The following is a 17,854-nucleotide window of genomic DNA, read 5'->3' on the forward strand; positions in this document are numbered from 1 at the left end:
TGAGCTATGGGCTGTAAGGTATAGATTGTAAGAAAGTTACGGAGCGTCTGTCATTGCGAAGGGGCACGACGAAGCAAGCTTTCCTGCCGTTCGGACTTTCTGCATAAAGTCAACGACAAGGAAAGATTGCTTCGTCGTGCCTTCTCGCAATGACAGACGTTACTTCTTCAGCTACTTCTACGCCCGCTAGCTTTTCCGCCGCCGAGCGCCAGCGCTACCGCCGCCACCTCCAGCTAGCCGAAATTGGCGAGGCCGGCCAGCAGCGCCTGCGCGCGGCCCGCGTGCTGGTGGTGGGCGCAGGCGGCCTGGGCTGCCCCATTCTGCAATACCTGGCTGCCGCCGGCGTGGGCACGCTAGGCCTCGCCGATGCCGACAAGGTGGAGCTGACCAACCTGCCGCGCCAGATTCTCTACGGCGCCGAAGACGTGGGGCAGCTCAAGGTAGAAGCCGCTGCTAGCGCCCTGAAGCGGCTCAATGCATTGAATACGTATGAGTTGCATCCGGTGCGCGTGAGCCCCGCGAACGTGCGCGAGCTGGTGGCTGGCTACGACGTAGTAGTCGATGGCTCCGATAATTTCCCGACCCGTTACCTGCTCAACGATGCCTGCGTGAGCCTGGGCCGGCCGCTGGTGTCGGGCGCCATCTACAAGTTTGAAGGGCAGGTTTCGGTCTTCAACTACGAGGGCGGGCCCACGTATCGCTGCCTCTTCCCCGAGCCGCCTGGCGCGGCCGAGGCGCCCGACTGCAACACCACCGGCGTGCTCAATGTGCTGCCCGGCCTCATCGGCACGGTGCAGGCCACCGAGGCGCTAAAAGTAGTGTTGGGCCTGGGCGACGTGCTCAGCGGCCGGCTCTGGATTTTGGATACGCTCAGCTTTCAGAGCCGCACGCTGCGCTTCAAGCGCGATGCTGTGCAAAGCCAGATTAACCTCGATACCGCTAGCCCCGCTGACTACTTTGATGTGAGTTGCGCCCCCGAGGCCGAAGCCACCAGCCTCTCGGCCGATGACCTGCGCCGGCAGCTGGCCTCGGCCACGCCGCCGCTGCTGCTCGATGTGCGCGGGCCGCTGGAGTTTCAGCGGCGCCACCTGCCCGGCGCCATGTTGCTGCCCCTGCCCGAACTGGCTGCCCGCGCCGCCGAAGTGCCCCGCACCGGCCCGGTGGTGGTATACTGCCAAAGCGGCGTGCGCAGCGCCAAAGCCGTGGACCTGCTGCGCCGCGAGCTGGGCTACGACAACGTGCTGACCCTGAGCGGTGGCCTGGAAGACTACCCCGGCTAGCCCCGCCCACCGTGCGGTGGCGCTTACGGCCGGTTAGTAGGAGCGGGTGCAACAATTTTCGGCCCAAATGACTTCTACTGCCCAGCGGCGTACCAACCTGCCCGGCCGTGGCCGCGTAGGCAGGGCTAGCGCAGCCGGCCGCTTTCGGGTCGGCTAGCTCCCGCAGTATATTTGGCTAGATGTCTTCTCCTCCCTCCTCCGTGCTATACGACGCCCACGGCCGGCCGCTCGAATACGTGCGCCTGGCCATCACCGACCGCTGCAACCTGCGCTGCTTCTACTGCATGCCCGAGGAAGGCATCAAGTACATGCCTAAGCACGAGCTGCTTAGCTACGAGGAAATGCTGCGCCTGGTAGAGATTCTGGCCGGGCTGGGGGTGCGCAAGGTGCGCCTCACCGGCGGCGAGCCTTTTGTGCGGCGCGACCTGGTGCCTTTTATGGAGCGCCTGGCCGCCCTGCCCGGCATCGACGACCTCAGCCTGACGACCAACGGCGTGCTCACCGCGCCCCACGTGCCGGCCCTGGCCCGCATGGGTGTGAAGGCCGTCAACCTCAGCCTCGATACCCTCGACCGCCAGCGGTTTTTTGAGATAACCCGCCGCGACGAGCTACCGCAGGTCATGCGTACCTTTTATGCGCTGCTGGAGGCCGGTATTCAAGTGAAAATCAACGCCGTGGTGATGGATGGCCGCAACATCCAGGACCTCGTGCCCCTGGCCGAGCTTAGCCGCGACCTGCCGGTAGAAGTGCGCTTTATCGAGGAAATGCCTTTCAATGGCGGCAGCCATGTGGCCACGCCCGAGTCGCTGCCCTGGAACCACCGCCGCATCCGGCAGCACTTGGAGGCGCACCTCGGCGACCTTGTGCCGGCCTACACGCCTACCGGCGCCACGGCCAGCGAGTACACCATTGCCGGTCACCAGGGCCGGGTGGGCATCATCGCAGCTTATTCGCGCACGTTCTGCGGCACCTGCAACCGCCTACGCCTCACGGCCGAGGGCGGCATCAAAACCTGCCTCTACGACCAGGGCGTGCTCGACGTGCGGGCCCTGCTGCGCGGCGGCGCCACCAACGCGGCCATTGCCGAGGCCCTGGCCAGCGCCTTCTACCACCGCGCGGCCAATGGCTTTGAGGCCGAAAGCCAGCGCCCCGTGCACCAGCTCAACTTTGAGAGCATGGCCACGATTGGCGGCTAGCCTTTTATAAATCAGTAATTAGCAAGATGAACCTCACCGTTGCCCTGTTTGGCATTGCCCGCGAGATTGTGGGCAAGTCGTCGCTGGAAGTGGATGCCCCGGCCGGGCAGTCGGCCGCCGGCCTGCTGGCCGACCTCCGCACCCAGTACCCGGCGCTGGCCGGCCTGCGCAGCCTGGCCGTAGCTGTTAATAATGAGTACGCCGCTGAGGATGTGCCCCTGCACGAGCGCGACGAGATTGCGCTGATTCCGCCCGTGAGCGGGGGCTAGCCCTTGCTTAAGCTTTAGAAACCGACCAATGCTTATCGACTTAGTTGACCACGCCATCGACGTGGCCGCCGTGCTGCAGGCCGCCGAATCGGACGAGGCCGGCGCCGTAAACGCCTTCATCGGCACCGTGCGCAACCGCAGCGACGGCCGCCGGGTGGTGCGCCTGCACTACGAAGCCTACCCGCCCATGGCCGTGCACCAGCTGCGCCGCGTGGCCGAAATGGCTCAGGAGCGCTGGCCCATGCTGCGCCAGGTGGCCGTGGTGCACCGCCACGGCACCCTCGAAATCGGCGATGTGGCCGTGGTAGTGGCCGTGTCTACGCCGCACCGCGCCGACTCATTCGCCGCCTGCCAATACATTATTGACACGCTGAAGGAAGTTGTGCCCATCTGGAAAAAAGAAGAATACGAAGACGGTACCGTATGGGTGGCCGCCCATCCGTAAAAGCAAACGGCGCGAACTCTCGGAGTTCGCGCCGTTTGCTTTTACGGGCTTATAGCCGACATACAGGGCTAGCCTTCGTGGCGAAAGTCAGATTTGCCCCCCGTCTTCTCCACTAGCCGCACCTGCTCAATCACAATGTCGTGCGACATGGCTTTGCACATATCGTACACGGTGAGGGCCGCCACCGAGGCGCCGGTGAGAGCTTCCATCTCGACGCCGGTTTTGCCCGTAACGCGGGCCGTGCACTCAATAACAATGGCTTCGGCCGATACCACTTCAATCGTGAGCTGGCAGTCGTCGAGGCCTAGCGGGTGGCAGAGGGGGATGAGGTCGGAGGTTTTTTTTGCCGCCATCACGCCGGCGATGATGGCCGTTTGAAATACGGGGCCTTTGCGGGTAGGCAGGTCGCCGGCCTGCACCAACCTAAGAATTTCGGTGCCAAGCACCACCCGGGCGCGGGCGCGGGCCAGGCGGGCCGTCACGGCCTTGCCGCCTACGTTGACCATGGCCGGCTGGCCGCTAGGCCCGATATGCGTGAGCTGGGAGGAAACTGAATCGGACATAAGCGAGAGGGTATAAAGCACAAAGAACGGGCTCCGGCCGGCACCAGGCTGTGCTAGGGCCCGCGCATAAAAAAACCTCCCGGCCAGCGGCCGGGAGGTTTTTTAGCGAATTACCGAGGGGCTTATTCCTTGGTGAGGCGCAGGGTCTGGCGCAGAGCCGAGCCATCGGCCAGCGTGCCGGTCACAAGCACGTGGTAGGTGCCGGTAGCCAGCTCGTGCAGGTCCAGCGACTGGGCCAGGCCACCACCGAGGCTAGCAGCGCGCACCTGGCGGCCGGTAGCATCGAGCACGAGCACCTGGTAGGTGCCGGTAGTGGGCAGCTGGCTCAGGTCGAGGGTCGTTGCGTTCTGGGCCGGGTTGGGGTAGAGGCTCAGGGTAGCTACCGCCGCCTTGGTGAAGCTCACGGTGCGCACGGGCGAATAGGTAGCCGTGGCATCGCGGTCGACCTGCTTGAGGCGGTAGTACACCGCACCCGTAGCGAGGCTAGCCACGCCTTTATCGGTGAAGGCGTAGGTGGTAGCCGAGGTGCTGGTGCCCTGGGCGGCCACCTGGCCTACTTTCACGAAGCTCGTGCCGTCGAAGCTGCGCTCGAGGTCGAAGTAGGCGCTGTTCTCTTCCGAAGCCGTGGTCCAGCTCAGCTGGGTGTCGCGGTTCTGCACAGCCGTGGCCGTGAAGGCCGTCAGCACTACCGGCAGCGGGCTGCCGGGGATGACGAAGGAAACAGTCTGGGTGGTTACACCTCCGTTGCCATCAATAGTCGTGATGGCTACCGAATAGCTGCCCGAGCGCAGGTTGGGGCTAGCCACCGTGCCGGGGTTCGAGACAACGATGCGGCCGGTAGCATCGACCGAGAGGCCGATATCGGCCAGCGAGGTAACGCCGGCGCGGGAGCTGGTGAACGAGCCGGCTACGGGGCTGGCGCTGGCGATGCCCGCACTGGCGCCGGTTTGCAGCGTGCCATTGGGCTGGTACACCGAGGCGGTAGTGGCGTTGTAAACGGCCCCGTTGGCATCGGTGGTGAAGGCAATAACGTCGCCGGTGGTGTAGGCCCCGCTGGTGCCGCCCTTGGCGGGCGTCAGGGTATATGAGCGGGCATCTACGTCCGACTCTACCGGGATGGTGTAGCTCACCGTGGGCGAAGCGTTGCCGGCGGCGTCGGTGGTCAGGTAAGTGAACGAGGCATTACCCACGAAGCCAGTGGCGGCCTTAAAACGCAGGGTTTGGGCCTGGGCGTCCGTCAGGGTCTGGCCAGCCACTACGGCCGAGTAGGTGCCGGTAGTAGTGCCATCGTTGCTGAAGTACAGCACCCCCTGGTTGTTGGCCCCGCCCGTTACGTTGGTCGGGATGGTCACTACCGTGTACTTGGCCGTGGCGAAGCTGTTCTCGGGGTCCGAGGCATTCAGCGGCGAGATGAGCAGGCCGGTAGCCAGGCCACCAGCTTCGTTCGACTGTGGGTTTTGCAGGGCGTTTACCACGGCGTAGGCCAGCGGCGCCCGGTTGGGAACCGTGGTAGAGATGGGCGCCGTGTTATCGCCCGTGTTGCTTTCGCCGGTTACCTGCACGCTAGCCGTCATGCTTACACCGGCAGTGGGCTGCACGATGGTGAAGCTGTTGGCTACGGCGCCATTGGCCCCCGAGGCCTGGCCGGCCGCGATGGTCCAGGTAATGGTGTTGGCCGTGCTCGAGTATACGCCACCGTTCGTGATGTTGGTGGGCGTCTGGCCGGAGGGCACCGTCACGCTCTGGGTCGTGGGGTTGCTCGTAGCCGAGGGGCCATTGTTGGTCGCGGTCACGGTGTAGGTCTGGCTGGTGCCAGCCAGGGCCGAGGCCGGGCCGCTGATGCTCGTCACTTCGTTGAACGAAGGCGTGATGCCCACGCTTACGCTGTTGAAGTTGTTGGTCAAGGCGTTGCTAGGCTCGCTCGTGTTCGACGTCGTAACGGCCGTGGCCAGCAGCGGGCCATTGCTCGGGGCTATTACCTGCACGGTGTAGCTCACGTTGTTGGCGGCACCAGTAGCCTGGCTGGCAATCGTCGGGAAGGTTACGAGGCCGGTGGTCGTGTTATAGGTCGCCGTTCCGGCCGCGCCGAGGTTGTAGTTGATGAGGTTGCTGTTGGCAACGGCCGTGCCCGTGGCGCCCGAAATGGACGGTAGGGTGGTCGTGGTCAGGCCCGGAATCAATTGCAGAGTCGGCAGCACGTTAATGCCCGCATCGGTACCAATGTTGCCATAAGTAGCCGTGTAGGTAACCGTGGAGCCGGGGGCAACGGCAGTGGCGTTTGCGGGCACTGTAGCGGCCGTAACGGTGGCCGTGAGGTCGGCCGACGTGGTGGTGGTCGGAGCAATGCTCGTGGCTACGCTAGCCGAGTTGTTGTTCGGTACCGGGTCGGTGCCAGTAGCCGAAGCCGAGGCTACACCAGTGGTTTGGCCACCCGCCGCATTCGGCATCACAAACGATACGTAGTTCGACGAAGTAGCGCCCACCGGCAGGTAAGCCAGCGTTGGGAATGTTACCAGGCCGCTCGCGGTGTTGTAGGTTGCCGTACCGGCCGTGCCGAGGTTGTAGTTGATGAGGTTGCCAGTGCCGGCCGTGCCGGTCACGCCGTTCACTTGCAGGGTTGAGGGCGAGAAGCCGCTAACCAGCTGCAGAGTAGTCACGGCCGAGCTAGCTACGGCCGGGCCGTTGTTGGTCGTGTTCACGGTGTAAGTCACGGCATTGCCTACTACGGCGGTGGCCGGGCCGGCTACCGTAGTGGCCAGGTCGGCCGTAGCCGGCACGGTGGTAGCTACGCTAGCCGTGTTGTTGGCACCTACTGCATCAGCGCTGCTCGAGTTCACGCTGCTGCTAGGGGCAAAGTTCTGTGCCGGGGCCGCGAAGGTCAGCTTGAACACTTGGGTAGCGCCGCTGATATCGGTAGCCAGGGTGGGGAAGGTAACGAGGCCAGTGGTCGAGCTATAAGAAGCGCCGCTCACGGCGTTGCCCGCGCCATCGGTGATAGTGACGCCGTTGGTGCCGAGGCCAGCCGGAAGCTGTGCCGATTCGGTAACGCCGGTGGCAGTCATCGGGCCGTTGTTGGTGAAGCTAGCCGTGTAAGTCACGCTCTGGCCGGGCACGGCCGAGGTCGGGCCGGTGATGCTCGTGGCCAGGTCCGTTGACTGCACCAGGGTTATAGCCACCGACGAAACGTTGTCGGCCGGCACCGGGTCCGTATTGGTAGTGCTTACGGCGGCCATCGCCAGCAGCTGGCCATTGGTGCCGGTGGTAGCCACGGTGGTAGCAGTGGCAGCCGAAGGCGTGATGGCAATGGTATTGGTCACGCTTGTGGCGCTGGCACTGCCGTTCGAGCCATCGGTCAGCGTCGGGAAGGTTACGATACCGTTGAGGGTATTATAGGTCGGGCCGTTGGTGCCAAACGTGATAACGTTGTTCGCCAGCGTACCCGTGATGCCGTTCACCTTAATTGTAGTGGTGGTAAAGCCCGGCGCGAGCTGCACCGTCTGGGTTACGCCCGTGGCCTGGTTGAAGCCGCGATTGCCGGTCGTTACAGTCAGCGTCACGGGGCTGCCTACTGTGGTCGAGGCCGCCGAGGTCGTGATGGTCGTGTACGCATTGGCCGTGCCCTGCTGCGGGTTCAGAATAGCTACGGGCGTGCTGTTCGGGTTCGCATTGAGGTAAGCCGTGTTGTTGGCCGTGTTGGTATCGCCCGCGGTTGTCGCGTTCGAGGCCGTGTTCGGCGTCACCGTAGCCACGGGGGAAAGCGCCGTGCCGGGCTGCGAGAAGCTAATCGAGTTGGCTACGGTCTGGCCGCTGGGCAGGCTGGCAATGGTGGGGAAGATAACTGCACCCGCCGGTACCGAGTAGCTCACCCCGTTCACCGTGATGGTCTGGGTCGAGGTAGCGGCGTTATACACACCGCCGTTGCTCACGTACACATTGGTCAGGCCGCTGGCGAGCTGCACGGTTTGCACCGCGTTAGGCGCCGCGCTGGGGCCATTATTGGTCGTGGTCACAGCCAGGGTCACCAGGTCGCCGATTACGGCCGAAGTGGGGCCCGTGATGGTCGTGGTCAGGTCGAAGGCCGGGGTCACGGTCATCGTGGCCGAAGCCTTGTTGTTGGCCGTCAGGCCCGCCTCGTTGGTCGTGGTCGAGATAGTGGAGTTAGCTACCAGGGGGCCGGCCGCCGGGGCATCAAAAGTGATGACCGAGCTGGTGCTGCCGCCAACCGCGATAGTCGTGATGTCCGGGAAGGTCAGCACGCCCGTGGCAGCGTTATACACGCCGTTGGTGTTGTTGGTCGACTTCACATTGGTCAGGCCCGTGGGCAACTGCACTGCCGCTACCACTCCGCTGGCCACGCTAGGCCCGTTGGTGTTGCTGAAGGTAACGGTGAAAGTGGGTGGCGTAGTAGCCGTGCCGAGCGTGCCAGCCGCTACTGCGCTGGTGGTAGCCACCAGAGTAGTAGCCACATCGGTCACCGGCGCTACCGCAGCATTGAGGGTTGAGGCATCGGGGGCGGCATTGCTGCCCTGCGAGGTCGAAGTCGTTACGTTGCTCGTGATGGCTACCGTGCCCGGCGTACTCGGCGTACCCGTCGTGGCCGTGGCCGTCGCAGCCGGGATGAAGCTGAACGTGAAGGCGTTGCTCACGCCGCTGTTCAGGGTCGTGGCTGTGCCGAAGTCAATCGTATTGAGCGCCGTGGAGGCGGGCGTGTAAGGCGAGCCGTTCACGATGATGCTGGTGGCGCCGGCGGGCAGCGTCACGGTGCGCGTCACGCTCGAAGCCGTGCTAGGCCCTTCGTTGGTAAACGTAGCCGTGTAGGTGCCCGTAGGCTGGCCGGGGCTCACCGTCTGAGGTCCGGTCAGGGCCGTGGTCACGTCAGCCACGGGCAGCGTCAGGTTGCCCGAAAACTCTGAGGTGCCTACGTTGGTGCTGGTGGCCGTACTGGTCAGCACAGCCGCGCCGCTCAGCAGGGCGGTGCGCTGGGCCGAGGTGAGGCTGCTCAGCGGAATGGTCACTGCGAACGTGTTGGTATTATCGGTGCCCTGGTTTAAGCCATTGATGGCGGCCGGACCGTAGGTGCTAGCGGTGCCAGTCGTCACGTTGCCGGTCGTACCTGCGGCCGTGCCTTGGGTGAAGTTGGTCAGATAGGTTGTGCCCTCCCCAAAGCCGGTGGGGTCGGCCGTGGCTAGGTAAAGCTCAACCAGCGCGCCGGGGCGGGCGTAGCCGTTCACCACCAGGTTAGTACCATTGAGGGTGGCAGTAGTCAGTATCGGGAAGTTAATCAAGCCATTGGCCCCCGTGTCCGCGTCGTTCAGGTCGTTTACCGTCACCCCGTCGCCGTTGAAGTCGGTGATGGTCGATACGGACAGGTCGATGGCCAGCCGGCCGTTATTGGCGAAGCTGTTCTGCGTAAACACGTTGTTGTTGCCCGTGCTAGCGATGATGCCGGCTCCTAGGTTGTTTACGAAGGTGTTGGTGCTAATCGTGTTATCGGTTACGCCGCTGCTGCGGATACCGATGCCGGCCGTTTGACCATTGCTCGTATTCTGGCCGTTGGTTTTGAAGGTATTGCCCGAGATGTTATTGCCCGTGCTGGTGCCCGAGATGAAGTCAATACCAAAGCCGGCGTTATTAGAAAACAGGTTGCTGGAGATGGTATTGTTCGAAGAGCCGGTAACCTCAATACCGTCCGAGTTGCTAGCCTGCGCATCACGCGAGATATTACCCGAGATGGTAGCGCCGCCCACGCCGTTGATGCGCAGATTGGAACCATTGAAATAGAACGTGTTGCCTTGCACGCTAGCGCCGGTAGCCCCCGCCAGAATGCTGAAGGCTGCCGTAGTAGAGCCGCCGCCGGGCGCCGAGCCGGTGAAGCCCATGTTGAGCACGCTGGTGTTGGCAGCGGAAGTAGAGAAGCCGTTGTTGCCGTTGAAATTCACGGTTACTTCCGGCCCTAGCGATTCGGTGCCAGCCGTGGTTACGGGCAGGTTGCTGTCGCCCGTCGAGCGGGTTTGGGTGCTGCCATCAATTACCGTAGCCGGGCCCGTGATATTGGGTAGCGTAGCCGAGAGGGTAATAGTAGCCCCCGAGCCCGAGCCCCCGCCGGTGCCCGACGTGGTGAAGCCGCTGGTGAGGCCGGCACGCTGGCCGGGCACCTGCGCGCCATTCGGAATCATGAAGATGCTCGTCTCTACCTTGGGCGTGAGGGCCGTAGTGGTAGCGCCCGTGTACACCGGCGCCAGGTTGGTTTCGTTGCCAATGGCATTGCTGTTCAAGATAAACTGGGCTAGCGAGCCCTGGCCGCTGCTGCTGGTATTCACAATGGCGTCGAAGTTGAAGCCAAAGTCAACGCCGGTCGTAGCCGTGGTGCCAAACGTGGCGGTATAAATCGACTCCGGCGTTACGGTGCCGCCGCTGGGCGTCAGGCTGGCCAGGGTCTGGCTGCCGGTGTTGGCCGCCGCGTCGGTGTAGGCGGGGTTCTCACCGCCCACGCGCTCCGTATTGCCAAACACGTAGGTCTGCACTGGCACCAGGCCAGTGGCCGAAGGCGTGCGGGCCGAGGTCACAGTCGAGTTTACTACGCGTACCGTGTAGGTGCCGGCGGCCGGCAGGTTGTAAGCGTAAGTGCCGGTGCTGGTGGTCGTAGTCGAGCCTACGAAAGTGCCGGCGCTGTTATAAAACTCGACCGTGGCATTGGGCCGGCCAATGGCGCCGCTGGCCAGGCCCGAGGCTATCGCCGAGCTATTGGCCGTGGCGTAGGTGCGGCCCGAGCCGCCGCCGTAGTTGATATCGTCATAAACGGTGCCGCTCACGGGCACCGGCGTCACGTTCAGGGTGCGGGTGGCCGCGTCGGCGCTGGTGTTAGCGCCCTGGTTGGTCGAGGTCGTGGTGTTGGCCGTGATGGTGACCGGGCCGGTGGCCGGGGCCACGTAGCTGAAGCTGTAGGTAGTGCCGGTAGCATCGAGTGGTACGCTGCCGCCGGGGTAGGTAATAGTCCAGCCCGCCGCCGCGCTGCCCGACACCGTGCCGGTAGCTGCCGTCACGCTGGGGACGCCCGCCGGAATGCTTACCGTGCGAGTTACGTTGCTGGCCGTTGAAGGGCCGGCGTTGGTAAAGGTTACGCCGTAGGTAACGGTAGTGCCTGCCGTCACGGTCGAGTTGTTGGCCTGGCCGCTGCTGAAGCTCACGCCCACGTCGGCCACGGCGCCCACTACGTAGCTCGAGCTAGCCGCATCGGTGGCCGTATTGACGCCCTGGTCGGTGCCGCCCGCGCCGGGGAGCGTGTTGCTGGTAGCCGTAATGGTGTTGCCGGTCGAAGTCAGCGAAGGCGTTAGCGTAAACGTATAGCTGACCGTGCCGCCCGAGCCAGCAGCCACGTTGGTACCCACCGGGTAAGTGATAACCCAGTTGGTGGTAGCGCTGCCCGCTACCGACGTGGCGCCGGGCGCCGATACGCTGGCCACGTTGCCCGTATTCGGAATCGTAACTGTGCGCGTGGTGCTGGCGGCTACTTCGGGGCCGTTGTTGGTGTAGGTAACGGTGTAGTTGCCCGATTGCAGGCTAGCCGACAGCGAGCCCGGCCCGGTCAGCGTGGTGGTAAGGTCAGCCTGGGCTAGCCACGTCAACGACGTGATGCCCATCGTATGGGTGCGGTCGGTGTTGGCATCCACATAGGGCGCCGTGTTGCGGAAGGTAAGCACCAGCTTCTTCACCGGCGAGGAAAAAGTAACCACAACCGTGCTGTTGGCGTCGGCGTTGCTGGTACCAGTGCCGCGGATGGTGTTAGTGTTGGCCACCAGCGTATTCACGCCCGCGTTGGCCAGCGATACGCTGGCGTTGGTGCTCAGCGCCAGCGGCGTGGTGGCGTTGTCCGTAGCGTAGGCATTGAGGTCAAATTCATCGATGAAATTAGCATTCACGATGTCGCGGTCAATGTCCGTTAGCGTCAGCGAGAGGCTGGTTACCGCACGGTCAAACGTGAAAGTAGTTTGCGCCTGATTTACCGTAGTAGCCGGGTTAACCCCCTGCGGATTAAGCTGCCACACCAGGGCGGGCCCCGGCAGGATGGCGTTGTCGCCAATCGCAAAAGTGTTCGTGTTGCCGGTGAGCACGGATGTAGTGTAGCCGCTACGCGTCAGGGTCGTGGCGTTGGCCGTTACGCTGCCGTTGGCTTTCCAGTCTTCGCCCGCCGTGCGGCGGCTGAGGTCAATGGGGTCAATCAGCACATTGCCCGACTTGGAAACGGGCAGCGTATAAAAGCCGGGATAGCCGGCTACCCCGCCAGTGGTGTAGGCCGAATACGCAAAAAAAGGCGCCCCCTGGTAGGTGTTGCCCGATGGAACGAAGGTGAGCTGGGCGGCCTGCGCAGCCGTCAGGTTCTGGTTGACAGTAGCCGCCGTGCCATTCACGTAGAGGGTGCCAGCAGCGTTGGCGGGCAGCGTTAGCAGGCGGTAGCCCGCAATGGCGGTGCCGTTGTTGGTCGTGGCCGTCAGGGCGGGCAGCGCCGTGGCGTTGCTCGTCGTTGTCACGTTCGGAATATTGACGGCCGTCTGGTCGGCGCCGGTTAGGTTGTAGTTATTGTTGGTCGTGTTGTATGACGCGACAAATACCAGATAGTCAGCAGATGTGGTCGCACCGTTCGACTGGTTGGCCGTGAACGTAAAGGAGCGCGTATTAAAGGTGCCACCATTGGCTACTGCCCCCGAAAAGCCAGTGGCTGGAGCGAAATACAAGTTGTTAGCTTGGGCCTGCGTAATGGTTGCCCCATTGGTGGCAACTACCAAACCACCCGTGCCATCGGCATTAACCGGGTAGGCCAGGCGCCCGCCCTGCGCGTCGGCTGGAACGTTATTGAGCGTGAAATTGCTGATAGTCTGTCCATTATCAGGAGCAGCTACCAGGCTGGTAATGCGAAAAGCATTTGAGCTATTGCCAGTTGGCGTGACGCTGGTAGCATAAGCTACAATAGGAGCAGCCCAGGCCACTGTTCTGCCCAGCGCAGTCCACGCCAGCAGCAGAAGGAGGAATCGTAAGTGTGGTTTCATGTAGCCAGTTGGCTTAGTTAAAAAATAAGAAAAAGAAGGCGGAGAAGAAGCGTTGGGGAGCTGCGCTAGCAAATGCGTATTGTGCTGTAAAACACCCTGATTTGACACCGTACAAAATTAAAAATTACTTAAGGGGCGAATGGAAAATTTCGGTGAAGCTCCTGATTTTCTCGCTGAATGATAGTGGCGATGCTTCGCGCCATACGAAGCTGCCAGTAGGAGCGGATTTAGGGTAAGGTTAAAAAAGTTCATTTTTGCAGAAATTTTTTAACTTGCTGAATGACTGTAGTTTTCCAAGAATAATACTTCGTTTTACAAACAGGTGCTCACCTGCTTAATAGGGATTTTACAAGACGTGGCTACCTGGGAGCAATGGCTCGCAACACCTATGGGGGCCAATCTAAAAACCCGCTGAATGCTATTCTCAACTCAATTAGCAAGGCTAGCAGCCTCTATTTGAGCTTCTATGCGTGTGCCAATGGCGATTGGTACCAGACTGTGTTCAGGCACCATTGGCTGGATTTGATTAAAAAAACAGGATTAATCCACCTTTTTTTATTATTGTACTCTGATAATAATTGTTGTTACATAATGGTTAAAATATTAAATTTATTATTATTTTAATTTGATAGTAACCTATTGGGGCAAGCGACTTTTCAGCTATTCATAATTCCCCTCAGCTTCCTCGGTAAGTAGCACATTAGCCGGGTGCTGTAAATTATACTTTTGCTGGATAAGATTCGCTATTATTGAGGCGCTTGTGAAAAAAATCAGGGGTAAAGCGCTTTTGGCTTAGCACAAAGAGGCCGGAGTTGCCGTAATTGCGTCCAACTTTTTCTCCATTCAATGCTATGAGAATCTCCCTTCCCCTGCGGCTCGCGGCCGCTATTGTTCTAATGGTCGTTGCTAGTGGCTTTGCAAGCCTGGCGCATGGCCTGGGCAAGCTGCCTGCGGCCCCGCCGGCCCTGGCCGAAGAATTTGTGCAGGCCTGTTCCAACCGGCTTGACCTCACCGAAGCGCAGCGCGTGGGGTTACGGGTCTACCTCGAACAGGAAATTGAATTTATGAATGTGCAGGCAGCCAATCATTCGGCTGCCGAAGTAGCCGAGCTTATACCCGCCGAGCGGGCGCAGCTCCAGCAGGTAGCCGGGCGCCTGATGTCGCCGGGCCAGCTGCGCCAGTTCCGCGAGCTGGAGGCTACGCCCCAGATGAAAGCCTACCTCAAGCAGATGGCGCTGGGCGACTAGCCTGGGCAGCAACCGTCAGCAATCAAAAAAGGCCGCCCTCATCGGGCGGCCTTTTTTGTGGGAATGGGCTAATAGTGAGCGGCTCAATAAGCTGGGCCGCGCCCGCTAGCCTCCACCAGCGCCCGCACGGGCTCATTGAAGCCCACGGCGTCGTTGAGTTCTTCGAGGGTGAGGTGCAGGCGGTACTTCCAGAAGTGCTGCGGGTTGCTGGGCACGTTGATTTGCTCGTCGTGCGGGTTGGCGCGGCGCAGGTTGGTGTCCATGCCCAGGAAATCCTGGAGCGGGAATACGGCCCACATGGCCGGCGAGTAGAGGTGCTGGTTCAGCACCTCGCGCACTACCCAGGGCTCGCAGTAATAGGGGGCCAGCTGGCGCCAGTGGCCGAGCGTGGTTTCGAAGTAGCGCTGGGTGCGCACGCGGTCCTCTTCCCACCAGCCGCGCAGGGTACTCATATCGTGGCTGCCGGTAGTAACGACCGAGAGGTAGGGCGCGTCGTTGGGGTGGCCAAACTCGGTAGCGGGGTTGCTAGGCATCCGCTGGATGTTGAGGCCCAGAATGCCGAGTTGATGCATTACGCCGGGCACCGAGGCGGGCACCATGCCCAGGTCTTCGCCGCAGATGAGCATGTCGGTGGCGTAGCGCACGGCCGGCAGCTTGATGAGCCCTTGCTCGCGCCAGAACTCCTCGTGGCGGCGGAAGAAGAAGTCAACGTAGATGTCGTCGTAGAGGCGGCGGCGGCTCTCGTCGTCGGCCAGCTCGGCGAAGCTGGCAGTCTTGTTGAGCGTGATGCGCGGGTGGTAGAAGTCGTTGCCGGCAGGTAAAAACAGCACCTCGTTCACAAAGTGGTACAGGCCCGGCCGCACGCGCAGCAGGAATTCGGCGCGCTCGGGGTTGGCCGCAATCTGCTCATCCACATAGGTTTCGATGAGGCGCTGGCTGCTTACCTGCGGCTTGAGCTGAATGGCGCCGTACTGGTCGGCGGTCATAAACTCATCGAATACGGCCTGGGCCTCGCCGCCGAAGGTGCGCTCCAGCAGGTGCCAGCGAATGTAGGGCTCGCACAGGCGGCCGTAGTCGAACCACCCTAGCCGGCGCTGAATCTCGTCGCGGTGCAGGGGCAGGGCGGGGGCGAAGTGCCCCAGCAGGCCCTCGACCGAGTTCTCGGGCATTTCCCAGATGCGGAAAAAGCCCAGAATATGGTCGATGCGCAACGCGTCGAAGTAGCGGGCCAGGTGCCCCAGGCGCTCGCGCCACCACTTGTAGTTGTCCTGGGCCATGCGCTCCCAGTTGTAGGTCGGGAAGCGCCAGTTCTGGCCGCTGGTCGAGAAATCATCCGGCGGGGCCCCGGCCTGCTGGTCCATGTGGTACAGCTCGGGCTGGGTCCAGGCATCCACCGAGTGGCGGTAGATGCCGATGGGCAGGTCGCCCTTGAGCACCACGCCCCGGCGGCGGCCGTAGTCCACGGCGGCGCGCAGCTGCTTGTCGAGGTGAAACTGCGTGAAGAAGTGCAGGCCAAACTCGTCGAAGTCGGGGCCGTGCTCGTCGGTGAGCTGGGCTAGCCCCGTAGGCGCGTGAAACTCGCGGGGCCACTGGTTGAAATCGGCGGTGCCGAAGCGCTCGCGCAGCGCCGAGAAGGCGGCGTAGGGCACGAGCCAGCTAGCCTGCTCGGCCTTGAAGGTGTGGAACTCGGGGTCGGCCAGAAATTTCTTCTTCTCCTGCTGGTACAAGAGCTTGAGAAACTTCCACTTGGCGTTCATTACGGCCTCGTAGTCCACGAAGTCCTTGGCATTCAGCTCGGCCTTGAGGCTGGCCAGCTCGGCGCGGGCGGCTTTGTCCTTAAGCTCGGCAATGCCTTCGAGGTGCAGGTACTGCGGGTGCAGCGCAAACACCGAAATGGCCGCGTAGGGGTACGAATCGACCCAGGTGTGGGTGGCCGTGGTATCGTTGATGGGCAGAATCTGCACCATATTAAGGCTCGTTTTCTCGGCCCAGTCGATGAGCAGCTTCAGGTCGGAGAATTCGCCCACGCCCAGGCCTTTTTCGCTGCGCAGCGAGAATACGGGCATGGCCACGCCGGCCCCGCGCCAGGGCTGGGCCGCGTAGCGGAAGCCCTCATCGGCGAGCACCGTAAGGGTGCCGGGCTGAGCCGTGCCGGCGGGCAGCACGCGGTCGTCGCCGGTTTCGAGCTGCACCACGGCGTGGCGCCGGGCATCCCAGAAGCCGTACTTGTAGCGCAGCTCCTGCCCGGGGCTTTGCAGGGCTAGCTCGGCCTGCCAGGCGGGGTAATGGGTATCGCTGAGGATGAGCGGGTTGGTATTGTCCCAGTTGCCAAGGGCGGGGTCGGAGCCCAGCACGCACACCTGGTGATGCGGGTCTACCCGGGGCGCTTCGAGCTGAAAGCGCACGCTGGCCGGGGCGGGGGCGGCCTTCTTGCCCTTGGTGGCACCCTTCTTGGCCGGGGCGGGGCTAGCGGTGCCCGTGCCCGGCTGGTGGCCGGGCCGGCGAAACAGCGCCTTGGTAAAAGCGGCCGTAAACAGCTCGTTTTCGGGCTGGGCGGGGGCGCGCCAAAAGTCGCGCACGGCCAGGCTGGCCGGGGCCAGGCCAGGCAGGGCCAGGGTGCGGTTGTCGCCCCATTCCCACACCACACCGCCACCCTCAAATAGCAGCACGTACTTATAAGTTACCTCGGCCGTAGCGGCGGGCACATCTACTGTGGCGCTCCAGCGCGTAGTAGCTTCGTCATAGGCCAAAGGCAGTGCCTGGGCCAGGTTCCAATGGCCTAGGGCGGGCAAGGAGCCGCAAACCACCAGGCGCTGGCCGTAGGTGGTGCGGTAGGGCAGGGAAAAAGTCAGTATCATGCAGGCAAGCCAAGTAAAGGCTGCAAGATACTGCCCCGCCGCCTGGCCTCATTGCCCCAAGCCAACGGCAGGCCCATCTCTGCCGTATGGGGCTTCCTGCCCACTCGCTTATCTACCCGCACCAACCACCGCACCTTCTTTTTTTTGCTAATGCGCTTTTCTCTTCTACTAGCCCTGCTGGGCAGCAGTCTTTCGGCCATTGCCGCCCCTCCGGGCTACCACGCCCCGCGCCGTTTTCTTACGCCCAGCGGGCAGCCCTACCACCGCCAGCCGCTGCGCCTGAGCCTGGGCCTGAACCTGGCTTACTACAACGGCGACCTCACCGGCAAGCTCAAAAACAATACCCTGCGCGTGGGGGTCAACGCGGGCCTCACCAAAACCCTGAGCCCGCACCTCACCTTCGCCACCGACCTGAGCTACCTGCACCTGAAGGCTACCGACGACTACCCGGCCCGGGGCTACAGCTTCAGCAGCGACAATGGCTTGCTCACGGGCCGCCTGCAATACAATATTCTGGCCGATAAAAGCCTCTACGTGGGCCCCGCGCACCGCGAGGTGCCCGTGCTCATATACGTGGAGGCCGGCGTGGGCGCGATGGTTTACGACCCCGCTGCGGCCCAGCAAAACGTGCCGCTGGTGCCCGAAGGGCGCAACAAGTACCCCGGCCTGGCCGCCGTGCTGCCCGTGGGCGGCGGCGTTACGCTGCGGGCCAGCAAGCGCCTGGCTTTCAGCCTGGAGGCGCTCTACTACTTCACCAGCACCGACATGCTCGACGACATCAGCCAGCGGGGCAACCCCGACCAGCTCGACGACTTTGCCACGCTCACCCTCAAGGCTGAGTTCTCGCTCTACAGGGCCCACAAAAAGCCCCTGGTGCACAACGACTAGGGCCGTAGACCAATAAAAAGCAGCAGGGCGAATAAAATCTGATAGCCAGATTTTATTCGCCCTG

9 protein-coding genes are annotated in these 17,854 nt (G+C 62.5%); 6 read left to right on the top strand and 3 right to left on the bottom strand.

What is annotated here, in order from left to right; genetic code table 11:
• Positions 1 to 149: 149 nt before the first annotated feature.
• The 4 genes from moeB (at position 150) to Q5H89_RS06310 (ending at position 3,190) form a co-directional block, all read left to right on the top strand.
• Positions 150 to 1,280 carry a HesA/MoeB/ThiF family protein gene (moeB, locus tag Q5H89_RS06295; RefSeq protein WP_305018461.1) on the top strand — a complete coding sequence of 377 codons (1,131 nt, stop codon included), beginning with the start codon at positions 150 to 152 and terminating at the stop codon, positions 1,278 to 1,280.
• A 200-nt stretch (positions 1,281 to 1,480) separates the two neighbouring features.
• Entirely contained in the window at positions 1,481 to 2,476 is a 996-nt protein-coding gene (gene moaA, locus Q5H89_RS06300) for a GTP 3',8-cyclase MoaA (RefSeq protein WP_305018926.1), read from the top strand.
• 26 nt (positions 2,477 to 2,502) lie between these two features.
• Positions 2,503 to 2,745: a MoaD/ThiS family protein gene (locus tag Q5H89_RS06305; RefSeq protein WP_305018462.1), complete on the top strand. Its 243-nt coding sequence runs from the start codon at positions 2,503 to 2,505 to the stop codon at positions 2,743 to 2,745.
• Between the two features lie 28 nt (positions 2,746 to 2,773).
• Positions 2,774 to 3,190 (top strand): molybdenum cofactor biosynthesis protein MoaE, encoded by a 417-nt coding sequence (locus Q5H89_RS06310; RefSeq protein WP_305018463.1) that lies wholly within the window; start codon positions 2,774 to 2,776, stop codon positions 3,188 to 3,190.
• A 68-nt stretch (positions 3,191 to 3,258) separates the two neighbouring features.
• On the opposite strand, the gene moaC is transcribed toward Q5H89_RS06310, so the two are convergent.
• Both moaC and Q5H89_RS06320 read right to left on the bottom strand, forming a co-directional pair.
• Positions 3,259 to 3,753 carry a cyclic pyranopterin monophosphate synthase MoaC gene (gene moaC, locus Q5H89_RS06315; protein WP_305018464.1) on the bottom strand — a complete coding sequence of 165 codons (495 nt, stop codon included), beginning with the start codon at positions 3,751 to 3,753 and terminating at the stop codon, positions 3,259 to 3,261.
• 122 nt (positions 3,754 to 3,875) lie between these two features.
• Positions 3,876 to 12,797: a right-handed parallel beta-helix repeat-containing protein gene (locus tag Q5H89_RS06320; protein WP_305018465.1), complete on the bottom strand. Its 8,922-nt coding sequence runs from the start codon at positions 12,795 to 12,797 to the stop codon at positions 3,876 to 3,878.
• An 851-nt stretch (positions 12,798 to 13,648) separates the two neighbouring features.
• Between Q5H89_RS06320 and Q5H89_RS06325 the strand changes: the two genes are divergently transcribed.
• Complete coding sequence (locus tag Q5H89_RS06325; protein ID WP_305018466.1) at positions 13,649 to 14,044, top strand: hypothetical protein; 396 nt, start codon at positions 13,649 to 13,651, stop codon at positions 14,042 to 14,044.
• 83 nt (positions 14,045 to 14,127) lie between these two features.
• On the opposite strand, the gene Q5H89_RS06330 is transcribed toward Q5H89_RS06325, so the two are convergent.
• Positions 14,128 to 16,902 (bottom strand): 4-alpha-glucanotransferase, encoded by a 2,775-nt coding sequence (locus Q5H89_RS06330; RefSeq protein ID WP_305018467.1) that lies wholly within the window; start codon positions 16,900 to 16,902, stop codon positions 14,128 to 14,130.
• A gap of 150 nt (positions 16,903 to 17,052) precedes the next feature.
• Between Q5H89_RS06330 and Q5H89_RS06335 the strand changes: the two genes are divergently transcribed.
• Positions 17,053 to 17,790, top strand: coding sequence for a hypothetical protein (locus Q5H89_RS06335; protein ID WP_305018468.1), 738 nt, complete (start codon positions 17,053 to 17,055; stop codon positions 17,788 to 17,790).
• Positions 17,791 to 17,854 lie beyond the last annotated feature (64 nt).

It is taken from the genome of Hymenobacter cheonanensis (assembly GCF_030581075.1).
In the GTDB taxonomy this organism is placed as follows: domain Bacteria; phylum Bacteroidota; class Bacteroidia; order Cytophagales; family Hymenobacteraceae; genus Hymenobacter.